At 59.1% G+C, this 22,287-nt stretch carries 19 protein-coding genes and 1 pseudogene; 16 read left to right on the top strand and 4 right to left on the bottom strand.

Annotation, left to right across the window (positions count from 1 at the left end; translation table 11 throughout):
• Positions 1–3: 3 nt before the first annotated feature.
• The 11 genes from EXW94_RS23575 to EXW94_RS23525 all read left to right on the top strand — a co-directional run bounded on the left by EXW94_RS23575 (position 4) and on the right by EXW94_RS23525 (position 9,915).
• The gene (locus tag EXW94_RS23575; protein ID WP_174341149.1) at positions 4–159 is read left to right on the top strand and encodes a hypothetical protein; all 156 of its coding nucleotides are present in this window, start codon (positions 4–6) and stop codon (positions 157–159) included.
• A complete protein-coding gene (locus EXW94_RS23570) occupies positions 149–2,515 on the top strand; it encodes a phage tail tape measure protein (protein WP_174341148.1) in 2,367 nt (788 codons plus the stop codon). The genes EXW94_RS23575 and EXW94_RS23570 overlap by 11 nt, the downstream gene beginning before the upstream one ends.
• A complete protein-coding gene (locus EXW94_RS23565; RefSeq protein ID WP_174341147.1) occupies positions 2,515–3,867 on the top strand; it encodes a DNA circularization protein in 1,353 nt (450 codons plus the stop codon). Before EXW94_RS23570 ends, EXW94_RS23565 begins: the two co-directional genes overlap by 1 nt.
• The gene (locus EXW94_RS23560; protein WP_174341146.1) at positions 3,851–5,068 is read left to right on the top strand and encodes a phage baseplate assembly protein; all 1,218 of its coding nucleotides are present in this window, start codon (positions 3,851–3,853) and stop codon (positions 5,066–5,068) included. The genes EXW94_RS23565 and EXW94_RS23560 overlap by 17 nt, the downstream gene beginning before the upstream one ends.
• Positions 5,069–5,079: 11 nt before the next feature.
• On the top strand, positions 5,080–5,742 hold the full coding sequence (locus EXW94_RS23555) for a phage baseplate assembly protein V (RefSeq protein ID WP_174341145.1): 663 nt from the start codon (positions 5,080–5,082) through the stop codon (positions 5,740–5,742).
• A gap of 52 nt (positions 5,743–5,794) precedes the next feature.
• Positions 5,795–6,145, top strand: coding sequence for a phage GP46 family protein (locus EXW94_RS23550; protein WP_174341144.1), 351 nt, complete (start codon positions 5,795–5,797; stop codon positions 6,143–6,145).
• A complete protein-coding gene (locus EXW94_RS23545; protein ID WP_174341143.1) occupies positions 6,145–7,215 on the top strand; it encodes a baseplate J/gp47 family protein in 1,071 nt (356 codons plus the stop codon). Before EXW94_RS23550 ends, EXW94_RS23545 begins: the two co-directional genes overlap by 1 nt.
• Positions 7,212–7,784 (top strand): YmfQ family protein, encoded by a 573-nt coding sequence (locus EXW94_RS23540; RefSeq protein ID WP_174341142.1) that lies wholly within the window; start codon positions 7,212–7,214, stop codon positions 7,782–7,784. The genes EXW94_RS23545 and EXW94_RS23540 overlap by 4 nt, the downstream gene beginning before the upstream one ends.
• Entirely contained in the window at positions 7,784–9,238 is a 1,455-nt protein-coding gene (locus EXW94_RS23535) for a hypothetical protein (RefSeq protein WP_174341141.1), read from the top strand. The genes EXW94_RS23540 and EXW94_RS23535 overlap by 1 nt, the downstream gene beginning before the upstream one ends.
• Position 9,239: 1 nt before the next feature.
• Entirely contained in the window at positions 9,240–9,662 is a 423-nt protein-coding gene (locus EXW94_RS23530) for a tail fiber assembly protein (RefSeq protein ID WP_174341140.1), read from the top strand.
• 103 nt (positions 9,663–9,765) lie between these two features.
• Positions 9,766–9,915: a hypothetical protein gene (locus EXW94_RS23525; protein ID WP_174341139.1), complete on the top strand. Its 150-nt coding sequence runs from the start codon at positions 9,766–9,768 to the stop codon at positions 9,913–9,915.
• 163 nt (positions 9,916–10,078) lie between these two features.
• Here EXW94_RS23525 and EXW94_RS23520 read toward each other — a convergent pair whose 3' ends face one another.
• From EXW94_RS23520 to arcA, 4 genes are all read right to left on the bottom strand, one after another.
• Positions 10,079–11,482 (bottom strand): YfcC family protein, encoded by a 1,404-nt coding sequence (locus tag EXW94_RS23520; RefSeq protein WP_174341138.1) that lies wholly within the window; start codon positions 11,480–11,482, stop codon positions 10,079–10,081.
• Positions 11,483–11,528: 46 nt separating this feature from the next.
• Positions 11,529–12,533, bottom strand: coding sequence for an ornithine carbamoyltransferase (gene argF / locus EXW94_RS23515; RefSeq protein WP_100165603.1), 1,005 nt, complete (start codon positions 12,531–12,533; stop codon positions 11,529–11,531).
• Positions 12,534–12,648: 115 nt separating this feature from the next.
• The gene (gene arcC, locus EXW94_RS23510; RefSeq protein WP_047346185.1) at positions 12,649–13,560 is read right to left on the bottom strand and encodes a carbamate kinase; all 912 of its coding nucleotides are present in this window, start codon (positions 13,558–13,560) and stop codon (positions 12,649–12,651) included.
• A 10-nt stretch (positions 13,561–13,570) separates the two neighbouring features.
• Entirely contained in the window at positions 13,571–14,791 is a 1,221-nt protein-coding gene (gene arcA / locus EXW94_RS23505; protein WP_174341137.1) for an arginine deiminase, read from the bottom strand.
• Positions 14,792–15,466: 675 nt separating this feature from the next.
• Here arcA and EXW94_RS23500 point away from each other — a divergent pair.
• The 5 genes and pseudogenes from EXW94_RS23500 to EXW94_RS23480 all read left to right on the top strand — a co-directional run bounded on the left by EXW94_RS23500 (position 15,467) and on the right by EXW94_RS23480 (position 22,284).
• Positions 15,467–15,919, top strand: a complete 453-nt coding sequence (locus EXW94_RS23500) for a YhcH/YjgK/YiaL family protein (protein ID WP_174341136.1) — start codon at positions 15,467–15,469, stop codon at positions 15,917–15,919.
• Positions 15,920–16,161: 242 nt separating this feature from the next.
• Positions 16,162–17,070 (top strand): 2-keto-3-deoxygluconate aldolase, encoded by a 909-nt coding sequence (yagE, locus tag EXW94_RS23495; protein ID WP_174341135.1) that lies wholly within the window; start codon positions 16,162–16,164, stop codon positions 17,068–17,070.
• Between the two features lie 14 nt (positions 17,071–17,084).
• Positions 17,085–19,053 (top strand): annotated as a pseudogene (yagF, locus tag EXW94_RS23490) (xylonate dehydratase YagF).
• 226 nt (positions 19,054–19,279) lie between these two features.
• The gene (locus tag EXW94_RS23485) at positions 19,280–20,662 is read left to right on the top strand and encodes an MFS transporter (RefSeq protein WP_134691260.1); all 1,383 of its coding nucleotides are present in this window, start codon (positions 19,280–19,282) and stop codon (positions 20,660–20,662) included.
• A gap of 11 nt (positions 20,663–20,673) precedes the next feature.
• Positions 20,674–22,284, top strand: coding sequence for a glycoside hydrolase family 43 protein (locus EXW94_RS23480; protein WP_174341249.1), 1,611 nt, complete (start codon positions 20,674–20,676; stop codon positions 22,282–22,284).
• Positions 22,285–22,287: the final 3 nt, after the last annotated feature.

Genomic DNA, 22,287 nt, shown 5'->3' with positions numbered 1-22,287 from the left:
ATCATGGCGATGAGCCGTCCCGAGCTGGACTGCCACCTCGACGCGCTCATTCGTCTGAATGGCGGACGGGCGACGAAAAAAGATACCGGCCCTGTCAGGCAGACCTTTAAGTCATTGCGTAAGAACAAAAAAAAGGGAAAGACAAAACATGGCCGGTAACTTCAAAGTCGGGATGACCCTCACCGCTACTGACGAGGCGACGGCGGTACTGGTTAAGGGGATCAAGCTCACCACTAAGACCGCCGCCGATGCTGAAAAGGCAGCGGAGCGCGCCAGCAAAGAGCAAAAAAAATCCGCCGAGCAGTCTGTCCGCAGCACGCGGGCCGCTGCCGATGCTGAAAAGGCAGCGGAGCGCGCCAGCAAAGAGCAAAAAAAATCCGCCGAGCAGTCTGTCCGCAGCACGCGGGCCGCTGCCGATGAATCGCGTCGTTTAGCCAGCGCGCGCGAAACGCTCGGGATCAGAAGTGAAAAAACTATCCAGCGTGAAATCGACCGCACCCTTGCCAGCTATGGCCGCCTGACCCGTTCCGGCGTGCTGTCAGGCCGCGAACAGGAGCGGGCGTATGATGCAGCGATTGCGAAAGTCAGGACGCTACAGCGCGAAATGGGCAGTCTGGCGCAGGCGAGCAAGGCGGCAGGTGAAGCCGGTTCGGCTGCCGCACGTCAGCAGGCCAGCATCAGTCCGGGCGGTCTGTTGCGGGAGGGGGCGTCAGTTGCCGGTGGCGTGGCCGCTGCGGGGGCGGTGATGTCCCGCCCGGTGATGAAAAGCGTGGACTATGACAGCGAGCTGAGATCGATGGCGAACACCGCCTTCAGCGAAGGTGGTTTGAAGGGGCGTGAGAAAGGCTTAAAAACGCTCGACGCCGCTATCCGCAAGGCGGTGACCTACGGCGGAGGCTCAAAGGAAGATGCTATTCAGGCGCTCGGAGCCATGCTCTCCAGCGGTTCAATCGCGCAAAAGACGGCTATCGACCTCCTTCCTGATATCATGAAATATTCGACAGCAACGCAAACTAACCCATCTGACCTGGTCAGTATTGCCGTTGCGGGAAAAGATAGCTTTGGTCTGACTGATAAAGACATCCCGGTGGCCTTCAATATGGCGATTGCCGCAGGTAAGGCGGGCGGGTTTGAGCTTAAAGACATGGCGGTCTATTTGTCGTCGCAAATGGCTACTGCCAAAAATGCCGGCATGGGCGGGATTGATGACTTCGGCAAATTACTGTCACTCAACGAAGCCGCCCGTAAAACAGCCGGTAACAGCGCAGAGGCGGGCAACAACGTGATTAACCTTCTCGGCAAGCTGAACAGCTCTGATACCATCGCCACCGCAAGAAAAACGCAGTACAACGGCAAGGGGATCGACCTTCCCGGCAGCCTCGCCTCCGCCCGCGAGCGTAACATCGATCCGATTGAAGCCTTCTCCCGCATCGTGGACAAGGTTGCCTCCTCCAGTCCACAGTACCAGGCCATGCAGAAGCGTCTGAGCGAGGCTGAGGGGGATATTGAGAAACAGCGGATTCTGGAACAAATGGCGACAATTATTGAAGGGGGCACGGTCGGTAAAATCGTCCCGGACCGCCAGGCGCTGCTGGCGTTTCTGGGGTATCGCAACGCCCCGGAATACCGAAAGGAAGTCGAGGAGAAACTGAACCAGCAGAAAACCCTGCCGGAAGGTCAGCGCGAGGGCGATATTGACTATGAGTTCATGACTGGCTCGACAAAAGAAAAGCTCGCCAAAGCCAGCAACGCGCACGATTTTGCGCAAATCGACAGCGTCAGCAAACAAACGGTGATGGTCGGTAACATTGCCGAAAGCCTGGCAGAGCTGGAAACGCGCTTTCCGAAACTGGCCTCCGTCGCTGAAAGCGCCACCACGGCCATTCAGGCAATGACCGCCGCTGCGGTGGCGTTTGCGGGCATCAAATTTCTGACCAGCGGTGGCGCGGGTGCTGCCGCGTCGGCGGCCTCGGGGGCGACGGGGGCAGCCGGTGCCGCTGCGGGCGCGGCCGCAAAAGGCGGCGGCGTGTTAAGCGCGCTCGGCAGGCTCACGGGGATTGCAGGTGCTGCGACGGCGATGGCGACCTTCACCACGGATGAAGAAGATGAGGAGGTCATGAACGGCAAGGCCAGATGGAAGGCCATCCGGGAAAAATATCCGCAGCCGGTTATTGATGCCGCGCGTAAAAAATACCAGCCGTGGTATCAGTTCGGTGAGGGCTATTCAGGTGAGAACGAACGCTGGATAGCGCAGTATCTGGAAGACCAGAAAAAAAATGGCATCAGCAACGCGATGCCAGCCCCGGCTCAGGTTATGCCCGCCGTCACGCCGGGGGCGACGCCGTCAGGCGCACCGCAGCAGGACCTGACCGCACCGGCGTATCTGTCTGCGCCACAGCCTGCGCTCGCGCCCATCAATCTCACCACGCAGCTGGTGATTGACGGGCAGACGATTGCCGAGGTGGTGAACCAGCACAACGTGCTGGATGCTAACCGTGGTACGGGAGGTGGCTGATGGGCTGGGCTGAAAATCTTCAGGACGCGTCCTTCCGGGGCGTACGGTTTGACGTGCTGGCAACGCGCGAACAGGTGAGCCGCGACCACGCGGTCTATGAATACCCCAACGTTGACGGGGGCGACGTGCGGGATTTGGGGCGCAAGGCGCGCCCCTTCACGCTCACGGCGTTTTTATGGGGTCATACCTACGAATACCAGCTTCAGCAGCTGGTAGCCGCCCTCGACACGCCGGGTGACGGGGAGCTTATTCATCCGATTTACGGTTCAGTACCGTCCGTTATTGTGACGGGCTACAGCATCGGCCATGAAGCTGACAATATTGACAGCTGCACCGTTGAAATGAATTTCCTGGAGAACCGGCTGGGTACGGCGCTTTTCAGTAAGCCCCTGCCGGAGCTGTTCGGACAGGCGCTGTTTGACCGCCTGGATGAACTGACGCGCGAGGTGGCCGATTTCTTTGATTCGCTGACGGCGTATTTAAACACCGTTAATTCGCTGATTAAACAGATTAAAACCATCGAGTCAACGATGATTAACACGCTGCTGACGTTCAAAAGCGACGTGCTGTATACCGCTGAACAGCTGGCCGGACTCGCGGACGATCCTGCCGCGTTCATTTATGAACTCAGCGAGGTGCTGACCATTCACACCGCAAACGTTGCCAGTGCGATCCCCTCCCTGACGCTTGCAGAGTCCTCCACCACGCGCGGGCTTGCTCCCGCACCGGTGGAGGCCGCCAGTGCGACCACCGTCATTTCATCATGGGGTGAGATTGTGGCCGATATGGAGGAGCTTGTCGCCCTGCCGGACGCGCTGGTCAGCGGCAGCGTCACGCCAGCGGTCTCGATGCCGGTCAATGCCTCGCCTGATGATGTTCAGGACCTCCGCGCAGCCTACAGCGTACTGGCGGCGGCAGAGCTTGCCTCTGCTGCGTGTTCCTTGCTGACGGATGACGACCAGGCCAACGCCATGACGCCGGTCGATGTTGATCGCCTGGTCAGTGATGTACGGATACACATTCAGTTCTCGCTTGACGTGCTGCGCGCGCGTTACGAGCCACAGCGTCCGTTGGTCACCACGACGTCATCACCGGGTGCCATCAGCTGGCTGGCGCAGGCCGACCTGCTCAGAACCGTGGCGCTCGATGTGCAGACGCTGGGCCTGCTGGTTCTCTCCAGACGTCCGCCACTGACGCGCAAAACCCTCGAACACGACAGCTCCCTGCGCCTGCTGGCCCATAAGTGGTACGGCGATCACAACCGCGCGCCGGAGCTGCAACGCCTGAACCCGGATATCCGGGATCCGAACATGCTGATAAAAGGGATGGTGCTCAATGCCTATTCAAGATGACGGGCAGGATCGCGATAAAATCAGCCTGGTGATTGCGGGGCGCTCGCATTCTGACTGGAGCAGCTACCGCATCGACAGCGATTTTCTGAAGGCTGCCGACGCCTGGCAGCTGATGCTGGGTCTGCCCGACAAGGCTTTCCCCACGGATATTGTCAGGGGCGCGGTTGTGCGCCTCATGTGCGGCGATGATACGGTGCTGAGCGGGCGTATCGACCGTGTCAGCCGAAACGTTGCCCGCGACAGCGTGTCGCTGTCTCTCAGTGGCCGGGATGATGCGGCCATTCTGGTTGACTGCGCCGCGCCTGTCTTCAGTGCTAACCAGATAACCCTGGATGAGGTTATCGAGCGGATTGTCCGCCCGCTGGGTATCCGCAATATACGCATCCAGGCACAGGACGCCCCACGCAACGACAAAGTGACCATTGAGCCGGGCATGCGGGCGTGGGATGCGCTCGAAAAAGCCGCCGCCGGTCGCGGTCTGTGGCCGTGGTTCGAGCCGGACGGTACGCTGGTTGTCGGCGGGCCTGATTACACATCACAGCCGGTTGATACGCTGGTCCTGCGCCATGACGGCAACGGGAACAACGTGTTATCCCTGAGCGATACCCGCTCTGTTGACGGCTGCTTTTCCGAGCTGACCGCGCTGTCTCAGGGCCACGCCCGCCACGAGGACAGCAAAAAAGACGACGTGGCTATCGTCACCCCTGACCGGTGGAACGAGGACGGCAGTTTCCGCTTCCTGCGCAATGATGACGATGACGATGATACGTCAGGTCAGACCGGTAAGCATAACCTCAGCGCGGTGGCGAAAGACCCGACGGTCAGCTACTACCGCCCCCAGATTATCACCCTTGGCGATACCGGAAACCTTGAACAGCTGAACTACCAGGCAAAAAAGGCGATGAGCGATGCGCGGCTTTCCGGGCTTGATATCACCGCAGAGGTGCGGGGACACAGAACGGCCAGCGGCATCGTCTGGACGCCGGGGCAGCGCGTGCGGATCGTCAGCGAGCATCACGGGTTCGACGAGATATTTTTCCTGATGGGGCGTCAGCTCAGCGGCGGCAGGAACGGCCAGACCACCACGCTGCGCTTTAAAGAGGATGGCGTCTGGATCCCCGACGCGTTCCCGCGCGAGAAAAAACACTGCCGCCGTCGCGGGAAGCGCAAAAAAGACGACGTGGCAATCGTGGAAGTATAGGAACGAAGACTATGTGGCACAAAGTTAATCAGCGCATCGCGCAGGCGCTCCAGAACATCCGTCAGACGTTCCGGGCCGTGATCAGCACAGCGGATGCATCAACCAAAGTGCAGCGCGTACAGATGACCGGCCTTGCCGGAGAGCCCCTTGACGGGGCGGAGTACTTTCAGCACTATGGCTTCACCTCAACCCCGCATCCCGGCACGATGGCCATCGCGGTTCCGGTGAACGGGAAAACGTCCCACAGCGTCATCGTGGCGACGGAGCACGGCGCGTATCGCCTCGCCGCGCTCAAAACCGGCGAGGTGGCGCTCTACACCGACGAGGGCGTCAGCATTGTGCTGAAGCGCGGTAAGATTATCGAGGCGACCTGCGACGAATACCGCGTGAAGTGTAAAACCTACAGCGTCGAGGCAGAGCAAAGCGCAGACTTTACCACCCCGCAGCTGACGGCCAGTGAGGAGGTCATCGCCACCGGCAAAATCAGCGGCAATGGCGGCATGGCTATAAAAGGTGGCGAAGGTGGCGCGACGGCCACCTTTGAGGGTACTCTCCGCCAGACCGGCGGCCGCTATGAGACTGACGGCGACGTCGTCGCCGGTAGCGTGTCGCTCAAAGGACATGAACACCCTAACGGTGACGGCGGTCGCCCGACCGGTGCCCCGACAGCCTAACCGCTGAACTCCCTCAGCAACTCTCTTTTTGCCATGCTGCCATTATGGCGGCATGGACCAGACTCTCTCCCCCCTTACCGGCGATTATGAAACAGGCCGGACCCGAACCCTTCAGAACGCGGTTTATCTGCGTCTGAAAACCCCGCTCGCCAGCTACTGGGCTGACACGAAAATGGGTTCACGACTTCATGAGCTGAAGCGGGAGAAAGACCTGCCGCGCGTTCATATGCTGGCAAAACAGTATGCGCAGCAGGCGCTCCAGCCACTTCTGGATGATGGCAGAGCGCAGGCTATAACCGTTGACACCTTCGACGACAGGCCCGGCTGGCTTCTGCTTCTCATCACCGTGACCGATGGCAGAGGAACGCCGCAGACATTCACGCATCCGGTGAGGATCAAATAATGCCGTTTCCCGTTCCCTCATTAGACGACACCACAGAGCAGCAGCTGCGCGATATCCAGAACGCGCTGCCGGATGAAAGCGTTGATACCAGCTCTGACAGTGATTACGCGGTACGCGCCCGAGCGGTGGCTGGTGTCGCTGACGGGCTGTATGCGCATCAGGGCTGGATGGTCCGCCAGATTTTCCCCGACACCGCCGACCCGGAATATCTGGAGCTGCACTGCCGCCAGCGCAACGTATACCGCAAGAAGGCGACTAGCGCAGCGGGAGAAGCTGCTATTACCGGCACGCCCGATAAGGTGCTGCCGTCCGGCTCGCAAATCCGTATTGACAATATCAGCGTCGTCACAACCAGCGCCTGCACCACAGGCGCGGACGGCAGGGCGACCGTCCCGGTTAAAAGTACATCGACGGGAAGCGCCAGCAATACGGCCTCCTCTGTCACGGCAATGCTGGTCAGTCCGCCCGAGGGCATCAACAGCAGCGCGGTCCTCTCGCCCCTGACCGGCGGTACGGACACGGAGACGGATGCCAGCCTGCTGGCCCGCTACCTCGAAATACTGCGTCGTCCTCCGGCAGGCGGAAACAAGTACGACTATAAGCGCTGGGCGCTGGAAGTCGACGGCGTGACCTCTGCTTACGTTGAGCCGCTGCGCCGGGGTCTTGGCACCGTCGATATTGCGATCACATCGAACAACGACCTGCCGCCGCAGACGCTGATTGATACCGTACTGGCGCACATCGAAGACGTCAGGCCGGTTACGGCGAAAGATACGCTGGTTGTCGCTCCGTCCCGTAAAGCCGTTGATTTTCTGGTGAGGGTACGGCTCAGCGGTATCTCACTTGCTGCGGCAAAAAATGCCATCACCGACACCATTACGGACTTCATGAACCGGCTTGAGCCAGGGCAGGAGCTGGTCATCTCCCAGCTGGAAACGCAGATATCGCTTATCCCCGGCATTACCGACCGCAAGATTGTGCTGCCGGAGTCAAACGTTCCGGCAGTGATTGACGAGACGACGTGGGAGTGGCTTCGCCCCGGCACCATCGACGTGGAGCAGTTTGCATGAACACGGTTGATTTGTTCCGGGCGATGATGCCTCCGGTCAGCTATGACCCGAACGCGAAGTTCCTGTCCGCTGAACTGGGGGCTGAAGCAGCTGTTATGGACACCGTGCGGGCATCCGCCCGCCGCGTTCTGGATTCCATCACGCCATTTTACGCCACCGTCACGCTGTCAGACTGGGAGAGGATTTATGAGCTTGCCCCGCGTGATGGTGCGACGATTCAGGAGCGCCGCCAGAACGTACTGGTCAGGATGGCCGCCACCGGCGGGCTGTCGATTCCGTACTTTATCAATCTTGCAGCAAGCCTTGGCTACACCATCACCATCACCGAGCCGCGCGCATTTCAGACGGGGATAAACCGCTGCGGGGATCGCCTTTACGTCGAGGGGATGCGCTGGGTCTGGCAGGTCAATGTGCTGGGAGCCAGCACGCCACGATACCGCTTCCGTTGCGGCTCCTCAGCGGCGGGCGAGCCGTTGCTGGCATTCGGTGAATCTGTTTTAGAAACGACTTTTAAAGACCTTAAACCCGCGTTTACGGACTGTTATTTTACGTATGAGGATGAAACATAATGCGCCCTTTAATGCCATCGGTTGACACACCCGATAAGCTCTTTCACGACGGCGATCCGACTCAGGGTATTGAGGGGACGATTGTCGAAGCGGAGTTCATGAACAATCACCAGGCGGCAACCCAAAGTGTGCAGCAGGAGCTGATTAACGTTCTGGCGGCTGCGGCCATGCAGCCGGACCCGGCCAAACAGGATCAGCTTGTAACCGCCATCAGGGCCATCATTAATGCCCCGGAAAAAGGCTGGGTTCAGACCGTAAACGGCTTAAGTCCCGACGCGAACGGTGCGGTCAGTATCAAGATTGACAATATTAGCGATGCAGGAACGGCTGCAAAAGCGACAGTCGTCACATCCCCTACAGATACAACAGCAGGAAGGGTGCTGGCAGTTGGTTATGGCGGGTGGGGCATTAAAAATGGAACAGCGCCTTACCTTGCCAGTATTTTCGATATAGCGTGCAGCGGAATGTATGCGGCACTCGGGAAGGGGGCAACAACACCGACAGAGGGTATGCCAGATGATTCTGGTAATACCCGCTACGGTGTTCTTGCAGCAAACATTTATACAGACCAGTACTGGGTAACGCTAATCAGCAACCGGGAATATTACGTCGGGAATGTTAACGCAGCCAACAGGAGTGTTACGTGGTATCGGTTTTACAACACGGCTTGCAAGCCTACGGCTGCTGATACAAATGCAGTTTCTAAAACTGGCGACACGATGACAGATAAGCTCACCATGAACGTTGATGGTGAGGCAATCAGGTTAAAGCCCAAAACGGCGGGTTATGCCAGCTATATCATTTGTTCTGACTCTGCTAATGCCAACCACTGGTATGTGGGTGCAGGTTCAGCCACGAATGCTAACGTTACGCTTCTTAATTACAAAGGGGCAAACAACAGCATCACTTTAAACTCTGACGGTACCGTTAACCTGAACCCTACCCAGGGGAAATCCGCAATAGTTAACGGTCCCCTTCAGGTTGGCACGGTTGGCTCTGCAATTTTGAACATCGGTGACGGCGATTCAGGTTTGCGGAGTTCAGTTGATGGGGCAGTTGACCTGTGGGCTAACAATCAGAAACGCGGCTACTGGAATACCACAACATTCTCATTCGTAGGGCAGATTATCCCGTCCGATTACGCCAACTTTGATGCGCGTTACGGCGGCGGAAAGACAACGACCGGGACCAACAACGCCTACTACACGCATGCAAACGGCGTTGTGTTTATGCAGGCGGTCAGGAGTATTGCAGTCGGTAATAACGCCACAGTGACGGTAACACTGCCAACATCTTTCCCTAACGGAATTCTGGGGGTTGGGGCAAGCTTTTACGGTACCGGGGGTCAAGACCAGGACTCCTATTATCTGTGCACACCAGTCGGTAAAAACCAGGTGACCATCAACACCCACAACTGCAACGGCACGTTCTCACTAATCGTTTCAGGTTATTAAAATGAAAAAATACTTTAGTAATTCAGAGAGCAGCTTTTACGTCGAAGAGACGGTGATTGCCTATCGTGAGAATGGGCTTCCTTTGCCGCCAGACCTCTTTGAGGTAACGGAGGAGGAGTACGAGTCTTTCATGGTATCGCCTCACGGAATGACGCCGCACTACAACATCAAAAATAAAGCCATGGAATGGGCTGCCGTTGCTCTGCCTGAGCCTGATTATGTTGACGAGGCTGAAAAGCTAAAAGCCCGATTAATGCGGGATGCTGAAGCGATTATTGCGCCCCTGCAACGTGCTGTTAAGTATGGCATTGCTACTGACGAGGAAAAAGCCCTGCTGGAGAGCTGGGAGGTTTACACCGTCCTGCTTAGCCGGGTTGATACGTCAAAAGCCCCGGATATTGAATGGCCATCCCCTCCCAATTGATCGGCTCAAACGATCAATGCAGAGATATTGATCTGTAGCACCTATTTGAATAGTGCGGCTATTAGAAGAAAACTATCCCCTTATTTCATAATGGGGGGTTGTAGTGGAGCTAACAGAGCTTGAACGCGAGGTTTTGACCTGGTTTATTGGCGAGAACTGGCAGGATTTCGCCGAAAAGGCAGAAGAGTTTTTAGGTGTGAATGGCTTGCACAGATTGGCTGAGAAGTTAAACCTTCAAACACAGACAAGTTAAGTAATAAACCCCGGCGCTAAACCGGGGTTATTTTTTACCCACAATTTAACGTTACAATCAATTCTGGACAGTCCAAAAACGCTAAAAATTCTAGCTTCCCACAGTCCAGAATTGACTGCTAAACAGTCTAGAAAATTTCGCCGCGCTACAGCCATCCGGCAAATCACAACATGGCACCCAGGCTTAACGCCACCATAATCACCACCGTTAATATCCCCAGCAGCGGCGCCACCCATTTCAGATAACGCACGTAAGGCACGCGGGCGATAGCCAGACCGCCCATCACGACGGCTGAGGTGGGAGTGATCAGGTTAACGATGCCGGACGCCGACTGGTAAGCCGTGACCACCAGGTCGCGGTTGACGTTAGCGAAATCGGCAAGGGGTGCCATGATCGGCATCGTCAGAACGGCAAGGCCGGACGAAGAAGGCACAAGAAACGACAGCACCACTTCCAGCCAGTACATCACGTTGATGAACGCCACCGTCGATAACCCGGTAACCATCCCCTCGGCGCTGTGCAAAATGGTGTGGGTAATCATGCCCTTATCCATGATGACTACGATACCGCGCGCAATGCCGATAATCAGCGCGACGCCCAGCAAATCTCGCGCGCCGTTGATAAACGTCGACGTCAGCTCTTCTTCGCTCATGCGGGCGATCAGCCCGACGATAATCGCGCTGGCGAGGAACACCGCCGAGATCTCCGCCATCCACCAGCCCAGCACCGCCACGCCGTAGATCATCACCGCGAAGGCGAGGGCAAAAATCACCAGAATGATTTTGCGCACCGGGGTAAATTCCAGCGACTGTTCGCCCTTGTCGCCGAGGAAATGGGCGCGGTTCTCTTCCTGCTTGTCGGCAACGATCGACAGCGACGGATCCTGACGCACCTTACGGGCGTAACGCATCACCCACGCCACGCAGATGATCCAGCCGATCACCAGCAGCGCGATGCGCAACATGATGCCGTTGGTGAAGGGGATCCCGGCGGCGTTGGCGGCGATCACCGTGGCAAACGGGTTGATGGTGGAGCCGAGCGTGCCGATCCCCGCGCCAAGCAGCACGGTGGAGGCGGCGACCACCGGGTCGAACCGCGCGGCCAGCATTACCGGCACCAGCAGGGTGTAGAACGGCAGCGACTCTTCGGCCATGCCGTAAATCGTGCCGCCTGCGGCAAACAGCGCCATCAGGATCGGGATCATCCACTCCTCGCGGCCGCGAAGCCGGGTGGTGACGCGCTCGATCCCGGCGTCAATCGCACCGGTTTTGGTGACGATCCCGAGAAATCCCCCGATGATCAGGATAAACAGCGCCACGTCGATGGCCCCGGCCTGGCCGGACTCCGGATCGTACAGCCCGGCAATCGGCGCCATCAGGACGGAAACCAGCCCCTGTGGTTGCGCCGCCACGTGCGCGTAGGTTCCGGCAACCGGCACTTCTTTGCCGAGCGCCTCGTTCATTGCCATATGGTACTGCCCGGCCGGTACAACCCACGTCAGCACGGCTACAACGGCAATCAGAAAAAAGAGGATGGTGTAAGCGGAGGGAAACTTGAACTTGCCCATGATGTTCTCCTGAACCCAGCGCACCCCGCGGCGCGCCGGGCGGTGATTAGTCGCCGAGTGTCGCCACCATGACCGCTTTAATGGTGTGCATGCGGTTTTCTGCTTCGTCGAAGACGATGGAGTTCGGTGATTCGAAGACCTCTTCCGTCACCTCCAGTCCCTTCAGCCCGTACGCCATCTCGATCTCGCGGCCCACTTTGGTGTGCTCGTTGTGGAACGCCGGCAGGCAGTGCATGAACTTGACGTTCGGGTTGCCGGTTGCCTTCATCACCTGGGCGTTAATCTGATACGGCTTCATCAGGCTGACCCGCTCGGCCCAGGCGTCTTTCGGCTCGCCCATCGAGACCCACACGTCGGTGTAGAGGAAGTCGGTCCCCTGCACGCCTTCTTCCACGTCGTCGGTGAGGGTGATGCGCGCGCCCGTCTCTTTGGCGATGGCGCGGCACTGCTCAACCAGCCCCGCTTCCGGCCAGAAGGATTTCGGCGCGACGAGGCGGATATCCATCCCCATCTTGGCCGCACCCACCATCAGGGAGTTGCCCATGTTGTTGCGCGCGTCGCCGAGATAGGCAAAGCTCAGCTCCGGCAGGGTTTTGCCCGGCGCGTGCTCCAGCATGGTCATCAGGTCGGCGAGGATTTGGGTGGGGTGGAACTCGTCGGTCAGGCCGTTCCACACCGGCACGCCCGCGTACTCGCCCAGTTCTTCGACGATGGCCTGGCCGTAGCCGCGGTATTCGATGCCGTCATACATGCGGCCCAGCACGCGGGCGGTGTCTTTCATCGACTCTTTATGGCCGATCTGCGATCCGCTTGGGCCGAGGTAGGTCACCTGAGCGCCCTGGTCAAACGCGCCCACTTCGAAGGCGCAGCGGGTGCGGGTAGAGGTTTTTTCAAAGATCAGGGCGATGTTTTTCCCGACCAGGGTTTGCTTCTCGCGCCCGGCTTTTTTGGCCGCCTTCAGCTCGATGGCGAGGTCGATCAGGTACTGGATCTCCGCCGGGGTGTAGTCCAGCAGTTTCAGGAAGTTGCGGTTTTTCAGGTTGATGGTCATGGGTAAATCCTTTTTAAAATTTGTGCTGTCTGATGCCCTTACCCCGGCCCTCTCCCACGGGGAGAGGGGGGCTTACATTCCCTCTCCCTCCGGGAGAGGGTTAGGGTGAGGGGGGTTAGTTACGAATCAACGTGCCTTTCTCGCCCGCCAGGATCTCCGCGCCGTCGGCCAGTGCGCCGATCCCGGCAATGCCGTTGCAGGCTTCAACGAACTCGCGGCAGGCGGCCACTTTCGGCCCCATCGATCCGGCGTCGAACTGCATGCCCCTGAGCAGTTCCGGCGTCACCTGCGCCAGCGGGCGCTGGGTCGGTTTGCCCCAGTCGAGGTACACCGCGTCGGCATCGGTCAGGATCAGCAGGGCATCCGCCTCAATCTGGCGCGCCAGCAGGGCGGCGGAGAGGTCTTTGTCGATCACCGCCTCAATCCCGCGATAGCCGTTGGCGTTTTCCACCACCGGCACGCCGCCGCCGCCGTTGCAGATCACCAGGTGGTCGCGCTGAATCAGCGCCGTGATGGCGTCGCTCTCGACGATGCGCTTCGGCTGCGGAGAGGGCACCACGCGGCGGACGTAGCTGCCGTCGGCCTTGAACACCCAGCCTTTTTCCGCCGCCAGCGCTTTTGCCTGGGCTTCGCTGTACACTGGGCCGATGTACTTGGTCGGGTTGCGGAAGGCCGGGTCGGCGGCGTCAACTTCCACCTGGGTGAGCAGGACGCTCACCTCGCGCTGGGGCAGGTTGTTTTTCAGCGCCTGCTGGAGCATGTAGCCGATCATCCCCTGGCTTTCGGCACCGAGAACGTCCAGCGGGTAGGGCGTCACTTTGTCATAAGCGCTGTTCTGCAGCGCCAGCAGCCCGACCTGCGGCCCGTTGCCGTGCACCAGCACCACGCGCCACTGTTCCGTCAGCCCGGCGATGGTGCGGGCGGCCTGCTCGATGTTCTGGCGCTGGATCTCCGCTTCCAGCGGCTCGCCGCGCTTGAGCAGCGCGTTGCCGCCAAGCGCCACAACCAGAGTGGGTTTTCGTTCCATGATGGCTCCTTTAAATTCCGTCGCGTTCCAGCGGGCAGCTCATGCAGCGCGCGCCGCCGCGGCCGCGTCCGAGTTCGTCGCCAGGGATGGGCAGTACGGTGATGCCCGCTTTGTCGTACTTCTCGTTGGTCCAGACGTTGCGCTCGTAGCCGATCACTACGCCCGGGCGGATGGTCAGCACGTTGTTGGCGTCGTTCCACTGCTCGCGCTCGGCCTCAAAGGCGTCGCCGCCGGTGGTGATCAGGCGCACCTGGCTAATGCCGAGCGCCTTCTCGATGGCGTGCAGCAGGTCGGTTTCCTGGGTGCGCAGCAGGCCGCCGCGTCCGTCCGGGGTGAGCGTCCAGCACTGGGCGTCTTTGCGCACCACTTCCGGGTAGACGGAGAAGGTGTCCACGTCGATGTGGGTCATGACGGTGTCGAGGTGCATGCAGGAGCGGTGTTTTGGCAATTCAACGGCGATCACGCGCTCTGCCTGGCGGTGTTTGAACAGGCTGTTGGCGAGAAACTCCACGCCCTGCGGCGTCGTGCGTTCGGACATGCCGATCAGGACCGCGCCGCGGCCAATCACTAATACGTCGCCGCCTTCTAAGGTGGCGTGGTCGTAATTAATATTCTCGTTGCCGAAATACTTAATAAAATCGCCGTCGGCAAACGCCGGGTGCCAGCGATATATTGCCCGCAGGTTATTGGTTTCACGCTGACGGGCCGTTTTCGCCATCGGGTTAATAGAGACGCCGTTATAAATCCAGCACGAGGTATCGCGGGTAAATAAATGGTTCGGCAGCGGCTTCATAATAAAATCATTCGCCGTGTGGGTATCGACCACCATATTTTTAATGGCTGCCGGAATTTCACCGTAGGTTAATCCGCCGCTTAATCTGCGCGCCAGTTCGCGGTGCGGCATATCCGCCAGCCAGCCGCGGACGTCGCCGGCAAAGGTGGGGCCGAGGCGGTAGTCGGAGATTTGCGTATCCAGCAGCCAGGCCTTCGCCTCTGCAATATCAAGGGTTTGTGTCAGAAGGTCGGTCAACAGCAGGACTTCCACACCCTGCTCGCGCAGCGTGTTTGCGAAAATGTCATGCTCCTCACCCGCCCGTTCAACCGAGAGCACGTCGTCAAATAGCAGCTCCTGACAGTTTGACGGGGTTAAACGTTTAAGACTTAAATTTGGGCGGTGCAGCATAACGCTACGCAATTGACCAATTTCAGAACCGACGTAATGCTTTTCCATAATTATTCCTTTAACTGTTTTTCAGAATAAAAAGGGCATGCGCCATGTGATTTATTTAATTGCATGGCGGCTAAGCTCAATTGATTTCGTGATTCATACTAGGCAGTTAAATAATCCGTAATGTGATATTGCTCACGCGAAACCGGATATTAAGGGGTTTGTTTTCATTTGCATGATTCGCATCAGATAATGATTAATTTCATATTATTGAGGGGTGAATAGCTAAGCAGGATCCGGTGGCATTATTTGAGGTTGTTATTATTTTGTAGATTTTAATCTTTTGAAACATCTTGTTATGTTGCTGATTTTAAATAATAAATATTATGCATAAGAATGGCTATGCAATTAACGTAATTAACTATTTTTGACTTAAGAAAAATCAATAAATAATTATGGTTTTTTAGAGCAAATTATCAAAACAGTAAAGTGTGAGGCGGTAACGGGTTTTGTTAATTAGAGAGCATGATCAAGAGGTTATAACAGCCGTGCGATAAGCACGGATCGAGGTTATGCATAACCCCTGCATAAATGCCTGGGCAGGGTTAACAGCAAATTAACACCATTCCCGATAAACATGCGCTCGCGCAAACCTCTTCCAAAAAGGGCTGGTATGGCAGCCGGGATTCTCGTATAAGAGATAAAAATGAAACATTGTTTTATATTGAGGGTTAAAACATGATTATTGGCAACATCCACCATCTGCAGTCCTGGCTGCCTGACGATCTTCGTCAGGCCATTGAGCACGTCAAAGCCCATGTCACCGACGCCACGCCGCTCGGGAAACACGACATCAACGGCAACAGCCTGTTTTATCTGGTCTCGGAAGACGTGACCCAGCCGTTCGCCGAGCGCCGCGCCGAGTTCCACGCGCGCTATCTGGACATCCAGATAATTATGAAAGGCCAGGAAGGGATGACTTTCAGCACCCTGCCGCACGGCACGCCGGACACCGACTGGCTGGCGGACAAAGACATCGCGTTCCTGCCGGAAGGCGAGCAGGAGAAAACCGTGGTGCTGAGCGAAGGGGATTTTGTGGTGTTCTGGCCGGGCGAAGTGCACAAGCCGCTGTGCGCCGTGGGAGCGCCGGCGCAGGTGCGTAAGGTTGTGGTGAAGATGCTGGTAGAGTAACCCTTACCCCTCACCCTAACCCTCTCCCCAAAGGGGAGAGGGAACTGCACCGAGCCATCTTTTCCCCCTCGCCCCTATGGGGAGAGGGCCGGGGTGAGGGGCAATATGTGATCCAGCTTAAATTTCCCGCACTCCCTCTCCCCTTCCCATTTACCTGTGCTTTTTCTGCGTCATAGTATGATCGTTAAATTAATGAACGCTGTTCTATAATGTAGAACAAAATGATTCAGCAAGGAGATCTCATGCCGCAGTCCGCGTTGTTCACGGGAATCATTCCCCCTGTCTCCACCATTTTTACCGCCGACGGCCAGCTCGATAAGCAGGGCACCGCCGCGCTGATCGACGATCTGATCAAGGCAGGCGTCGACGGCCTGTTCTTCCTGGGCAGCGGCGGCGAGTTCTCCCAGCTCGGCGGCGAAGAGCGTAAAACCATTGCCCGCTTTGCTATCGATCATGTCGATCGCCGCGTGCCGGTGCTGATCGGCACCGGCGGCACCAACGCCCGGGAAACCATTGAGCTGAGCCAGCACGCGCAGCAGGCGGGCGCGGACGGCATCGTGGTGATTAACCCCTACTACTGGAAAGTGTCGGAAGCGAATCTGATCCGCTACTTCGAGCAGGTGGCGGACAGCGTCACGCTGCCGGTGATGCTCTATAACTTCCCGGCGCTGACCGGGCAGGATCTGACCCCGGCGCTGGTGAAAAACCTGGCCGACTCGCGCAGCAATATTATCGGCATCAAAGACACCATCGACTCCGTCGCCCACCTGCGCAGCATGATCCACACCGTCAAAGCCGCCCATCCGCACTTCACCGTGCTGTGCGGCTACGACGATCATCTGTTTAATACCCTGCTGCTCGGCGGCGACGGGGCGATTTCGGCCAGTGGCAACTTTGCACCGCAGGTGTCGGTGAATCTTCTGAAAGCCTGGCGGGATAAAGACGTGGCGAAAGCGGCTGAGTATCATCAGACCTTACTGCAAATACCGCAGATGTATCAGCTGGATACGCCGTTTGTGAACGTCATTAAAGAGGCGATAGTGCTCTGCGGCCGCCCGATTTCCACGCACGTTCTGCCGCCAGCCTCGCCGCTGGACGCGCCGCGCAAGGCGCAGCTGAAAACTCTGCTGCAACAGCTCAAGCTTTGCTGAGCCGGACGATAACGATGACCATTGAGAAAATTTTCACCCCACAGGATGACGCGTTTTATGCGGTGATCACCCACGCGGCGGGGCCGCAGGGCGCGCTGCCGCTGACTCCGCAGATGCTGATGGAATCTCCCAGCGGCAACCTGTTCGGCATGACGCAGAACGCCGGGATGGGCTGGGATGCCAACAAGCTGACCGGCAAAGAGGTGCTGATTATCGGTACTCAGGGCGGCATCCGCGCCGGAGACGGACGTCCGGTCGCGCTGGGCTACCACACCGGGCACTGGGAGATCGGCATGCAGATGCAGGCGGCGGCGAAGGAGATCACCCGCAACGGCGGGATCCCGTTCGCGGCCTTCGTCAGCGATCCGTGCGACGGCCGTTCTCAGGGCACGCACGGCATGTTTGATTCCCTGCCGTACCGCAACGACGCGGCGATCGTGTTTCGCCGCCTGATCCGCTCCCTGCCGACGCGGCGGGCGGTGATCGGCGTGGCGACCTGCGATAAAGGGCTGCCCGCCACCATGATTGCGCTGGCCGCGATGCACGACCTGCCGACCATTCTGGTGCCGGGCGGGGCGACGCTGCCACCGACCGTGGGGGAAGACGCGGGCAAGGTCCAGACCATCGGCGCGCGCTTCGCCAACCACGAATTGTCATTGCAGGAGGCCGCCGAGCTGGGCTGTCGCGCCTGCGCGTCGCCGGGCGGCGGGTGTCAGTTCCTCGGCACGGCAGGTACCTCGCAGGTGGTCGCGGAGGCGCTGGGTCTCGCGCTGCCGCACTCCGCGCTGGCGCCGTCCGGGCAGGCGGTGTGGCTGGAGATCGCCCGCCAGTCGGCGCGTGCGGTGAGCGAGCTGGATAACCGCGGCATCACCACACGCGATATCCTCACCGACAAAGCCATCGAAAACGCCATGGTGATCCACGCGGCATTCGGCGGCTCCACCAATTTACTGCTGCACATTCCGGCCATCGCCCACGCGGCGGGCTGCACGATCCCGGACGTTGAGCACTGGACGCGCGTCAACCGCAGGGTGCCGCGCCTGGTGAGCGTGCTGCCCAACGGCCCGGACTATCATCCGACCGTGCGCGCGTTCCTCGCGGGCGGCGTGCCGGAGGTGATGCTTCATCTGCGCGATCTCGGCCTGCTGCACCTGGACGCCATGACCGTGACCGGCCAGACGGTGGGCGAGAACCTCGACTGGTGGCAGGCGTCCGAGCGCCGGGCGCGCTTCCGTCAGTGCCTGCGCGAGCAGGACGGCGTGGATCCGGATGACGTGATCCTGCCGCCGGAGAAGGCAAAAGCGAAAGGGCTGACCTCGACGGTCTGCTTCCCGACGGGCAACATCGCGCCGGAAGGGTCGGTGATCAAGGCCACGGCGATCGACCCGTCGGTGGTGGGCGAAGATGGCGTGTACCGCCACACCGGCCGGGTGCGGGTGTTTGTCTCGGAAGCGCAGGCGATCAAGGCCATCAAGCGGGAAGAGATTAAGCAGGGCGATATCATGGTGGTGATCGGCGGCGGGGCCGTCCGGCACCGGTATGGAAGAGACCTACCAGCTAACCTCCGCGCTCAAGCATATCTCGTGGGGCAAAACGGTATCGTTAATCACCGATGCGCGCTTTTCGGGCGTGTCGACGGGCGCCTGCTTCGGCCACGTGTCGCCTGAGGCGCTGGCGGGCGGGCCGATTGGCAAGCTGCGCGATAACGACATCATCGAGATTGCCGTGGACCGCCTGACCCTCACGGGTAGCGTGAACTTCATCGGCACGGCGGACAACCCGCTGACGCCGGAAGAGGGGGCGCGCGAGCTGGCACGGCGGCAGACGCATCCGGACCTGCACGCCCACGACTTTTTGCCGGACGATACCCGGCTGTGGGCGGCGCTGCAGTCGGTGAGCGGCGGCACCTGGAAAGGCTGTATTTATGACACCGATAAAATTATCGAGGTAATTAACGCCGGTAAAAAAGCGCTCGGCATTTAATTATTTTTAGAGGTAAAACCGTCTGCGGGAAATATTCCGCTGACGGCTTTGTCGTTTTTGTTATTTAATAATATAAACAATGGCTTGAGATATATCGGTGGCGTCACAAAAGCAAAATAACGTAATTCAGAAATAAGATATGACCATTGCTGGTTAATTGAACAGCTCATTACACTCCATTAACACGATGTTGTAATTCAGCACACTACATAAGGGTGTAATTCTGATGACGCAATTAACCATGAAAGATAAAATTGGCTACGGGCTGGGTGACACCGCCTGCGGCTTCGTCTGGCAGGCCACCATGTTCCTGCTGGCCTATTTCTACACCGACGTCTTCGGCCTGTCGGCGGGGATTATGGGCACGCTGTTTTTGGTCTCCCGCGTGCTCGACGCCGTGACCGACCCGCTGATGGGGCTGCTGGTAGACCGCACCCGCACGCGGCACGGCCAGTTCCGCCCGTTTCTGCTGTGGGGTGCCATCCCGTTCGGCATCGTCTGCGTGCTGACCTTCTACACGCCGGACTTCTCCGCGCAGGGCAAGATCATCTACGCCTGCGTGACCTACATTCTCCTGACCCTGGTCTATACCTTCGTTAACGTGCCGTACTGCGCCATGCCGGGCGTCATTACCGCCGACCCGAAAGAGCGTCACGCCCTGCAGTCCTGGCGCTTCTTCCTGGCCGCGGCGGGCTCGCTCGCCATCAGCGGCATCGCGCTGCCGCTGGTCAGCATCATTGGCAAAGGGAACGAGCAGGTGGGCTACTTCGGCGCCATGTGCGTTCTGGGGCTGAGCGGCGTGGTGCTGCTCTACGTCTGCTTCTTCACCACCAAAGAGCGCTACACCTTTGAGGTGCAGCCGGGCTCGTCGGTGGCGAAAGATCTTAAGCTGCTGCTGGGCAACAGCCAGTGGCGGATCATGTGCGCGTTCAAGATGATGGCGACCTGCTCTAACGTGGTGCGCGGCGGGGCGACGCTCTACTTCGTCAAATACGTAATGGATCACCCGGAGATGGCGACCCAGTTCTTACTCTACGGCAGCCTCGCCACCATGTTCGGCTCGCTCTGCTCCTCCCGTCTGCTGGGCCGCTTCGACCGCGTTACCGCCTTCAAGTGGATCATCGTCGCCTACTCGCTGATCAGCCTGCTGATTTTCGTCACCCCGGCGGAGCATATTGCGCTGATTTTTGCCCTCAACATTCTGTTCCTGTTCGTCTTTAACACCACCACGCCGCTGCAGTGGCTGATGGCCTCTGACGTGGTGGATTACGAGGAGAGCCGCAGCGGTCGCCGCCTCGACGGGCTGGTGTTCTCCACCTACCTGTTCAGCCTGAAGATTGGCCTGGCGATTGGCGGGGCGGTGGTGGGCTGGATCCTGGCGTACGTGAACTACTCCGCCAGCAGCAGCGTGCAGCCGGTCGAGGTGCTGACCACCATCAAAATTCTGTTCTGCGTGGTGCCGGTGGTGCTCTACGCGGGCATGTTCATCATGCTGTCGTTTTATAAGCTCACCGACGCCCGCGTGGAGGCCATCAGCCAGCAGCTGATCAAACACCGCGCGGCGCAGGGCGAGGCCATTCCCGACGCAGCGACAGCCGCATCCCATTAACCGGAGGCACTATAGAAATCACCAACCCAATACTCACCGGCTTCAACCCGGACCCGTCCCTGTGCCGCCAGGGCGAGGACTACTACATCGCCACTTCGACCTTCGAGTGGTTCCCGGGCGTGCGCATCTACCACTCCCGTGACCTGAAAAACTGGTCGCTGGTCAGCACCCCGCTGGACCGCGTGTCGATGCTGGACATGAAGGGCAACCCGGACTCCGGCGGCATCTGGGCGCCGTGCCTGAGCTACGCCGACGGTAAATTCTGGCTGCTCTATACCGACGTGAAGATTGTCGACTCGCCGTGGAAAAACGGCCGTAACTTTCTGGTAACCGCGCCCTCCATCGAGGGGCCGTGGAGCGAGCCAATCCCGATGGGCAACGGCGGGTTTGACCCGTCCCTGTTCCACGACGACGACGGCCGCAAGTACTACCTCTACCGCCCGTGGGGGCCGCGCCACCATAGCAACCCGCACAACACCATCGTGATGCAGGAGTTTGACCCGCAAACCGGCACGCTCTCGCCCGAGCGCAAAACCCTGTTTACCGGCACGCCGCTCTGCTACACCGAAGGGGCGCACCTCTATCGCCACGCGGGATGGTACTACCTGATGGTCGCCGAGGGCGGCACCAGCTACGAGCACGCGGTTGTGGTGCTGCGTTCAAAAAACATCGACGGGCCGTACGAGCTGCATCCGGAGGTGACGATGATGACCAGCTGGCACCTGCCGGAGAACCCGCTGCAGAAGAGCGGCCACGGCTCGCTGCTGCAGACACACACCGGGGAGTGGTACATGGCCTACCTCACCAGCCGCCCGCTGCGCCTGCCCGGCGTTCCGCTGCTGGCCTCCGGCGGGCGCGGCTACTGCCCGCTGGGGCGCGAGACCGGCATCGCCCGCATTGAGTGGCGCGACGGCTGGCCGTACGTGGAAGGCGGCAAGCACGCGCAGCTGACCGTGAAAGGCCCGCAGGTGTCGGAGCAGCCCTCAGCCGTTCAGGTCAGCTGGCGGGACGATTTCGACGCCAGTTCGCTTGACCCGGAGCTGCAGACCCTGCGCATCCCGTTCGACGACACCCTCGGCTCGCTCACCGCGCGGCCCGGCTATTTACGGCTCTACGGCAACGACTCGCTCAACTCGACTTTTACCCAGTCGACCGTGGCGCGCCGCTGGCAGCACTTCGCTTTTCGTTCAGAAACGCGGATGCAGTTCTCGCCGGTCCACTTCCAGCAGAGCGCGGGGCTGACCTGCTACTACAACAGCAAAAACTGGAGCTACTGCTTTGTGGACTACGAGGAGGGGCAGGGGAGAACCATCAAGGTTATTCAGCTCGACCACAACGTGCCGTCATGGCCGCTGCACGAGCAGCCCATTCCGGTGCCGGAGAGTGCGGAGAGCGTCTGGCTGCGGGTAGATGTGGATACGCTGGTCTACCGCTACAGCTACTCGTTCGACGGCGAGACGTGGCACGCCGTGCCGGTAACGTATGAGGCGTGGAAGCTATCGGACGACTACATCGGCGGGCGCGGCTTCTTCACCGGCGCATTTGTGGGGCTGCACTGCGAGGACATCAGCGGTGACGGCTGCCACGCGGACTTCGACTACTTCACCTACGAGCCGGCCTAACGG

Origin of the sequence: Enterobacter sp. JMULE2 (genome assembly GCF_013337145.1) — a bacterium.
Lineage (GTDB): Bacteria > Pseudomonadota > Gammaproteobacteria > Enterobacterales > Enterobacteriaceae > Enterobacter > Enterobacter mori.
The sequence above is the reverse complement of the archived record's forward strand: the minus strand, read 5'-3'. Positions and strand labels throughout refer to the sequence as shown.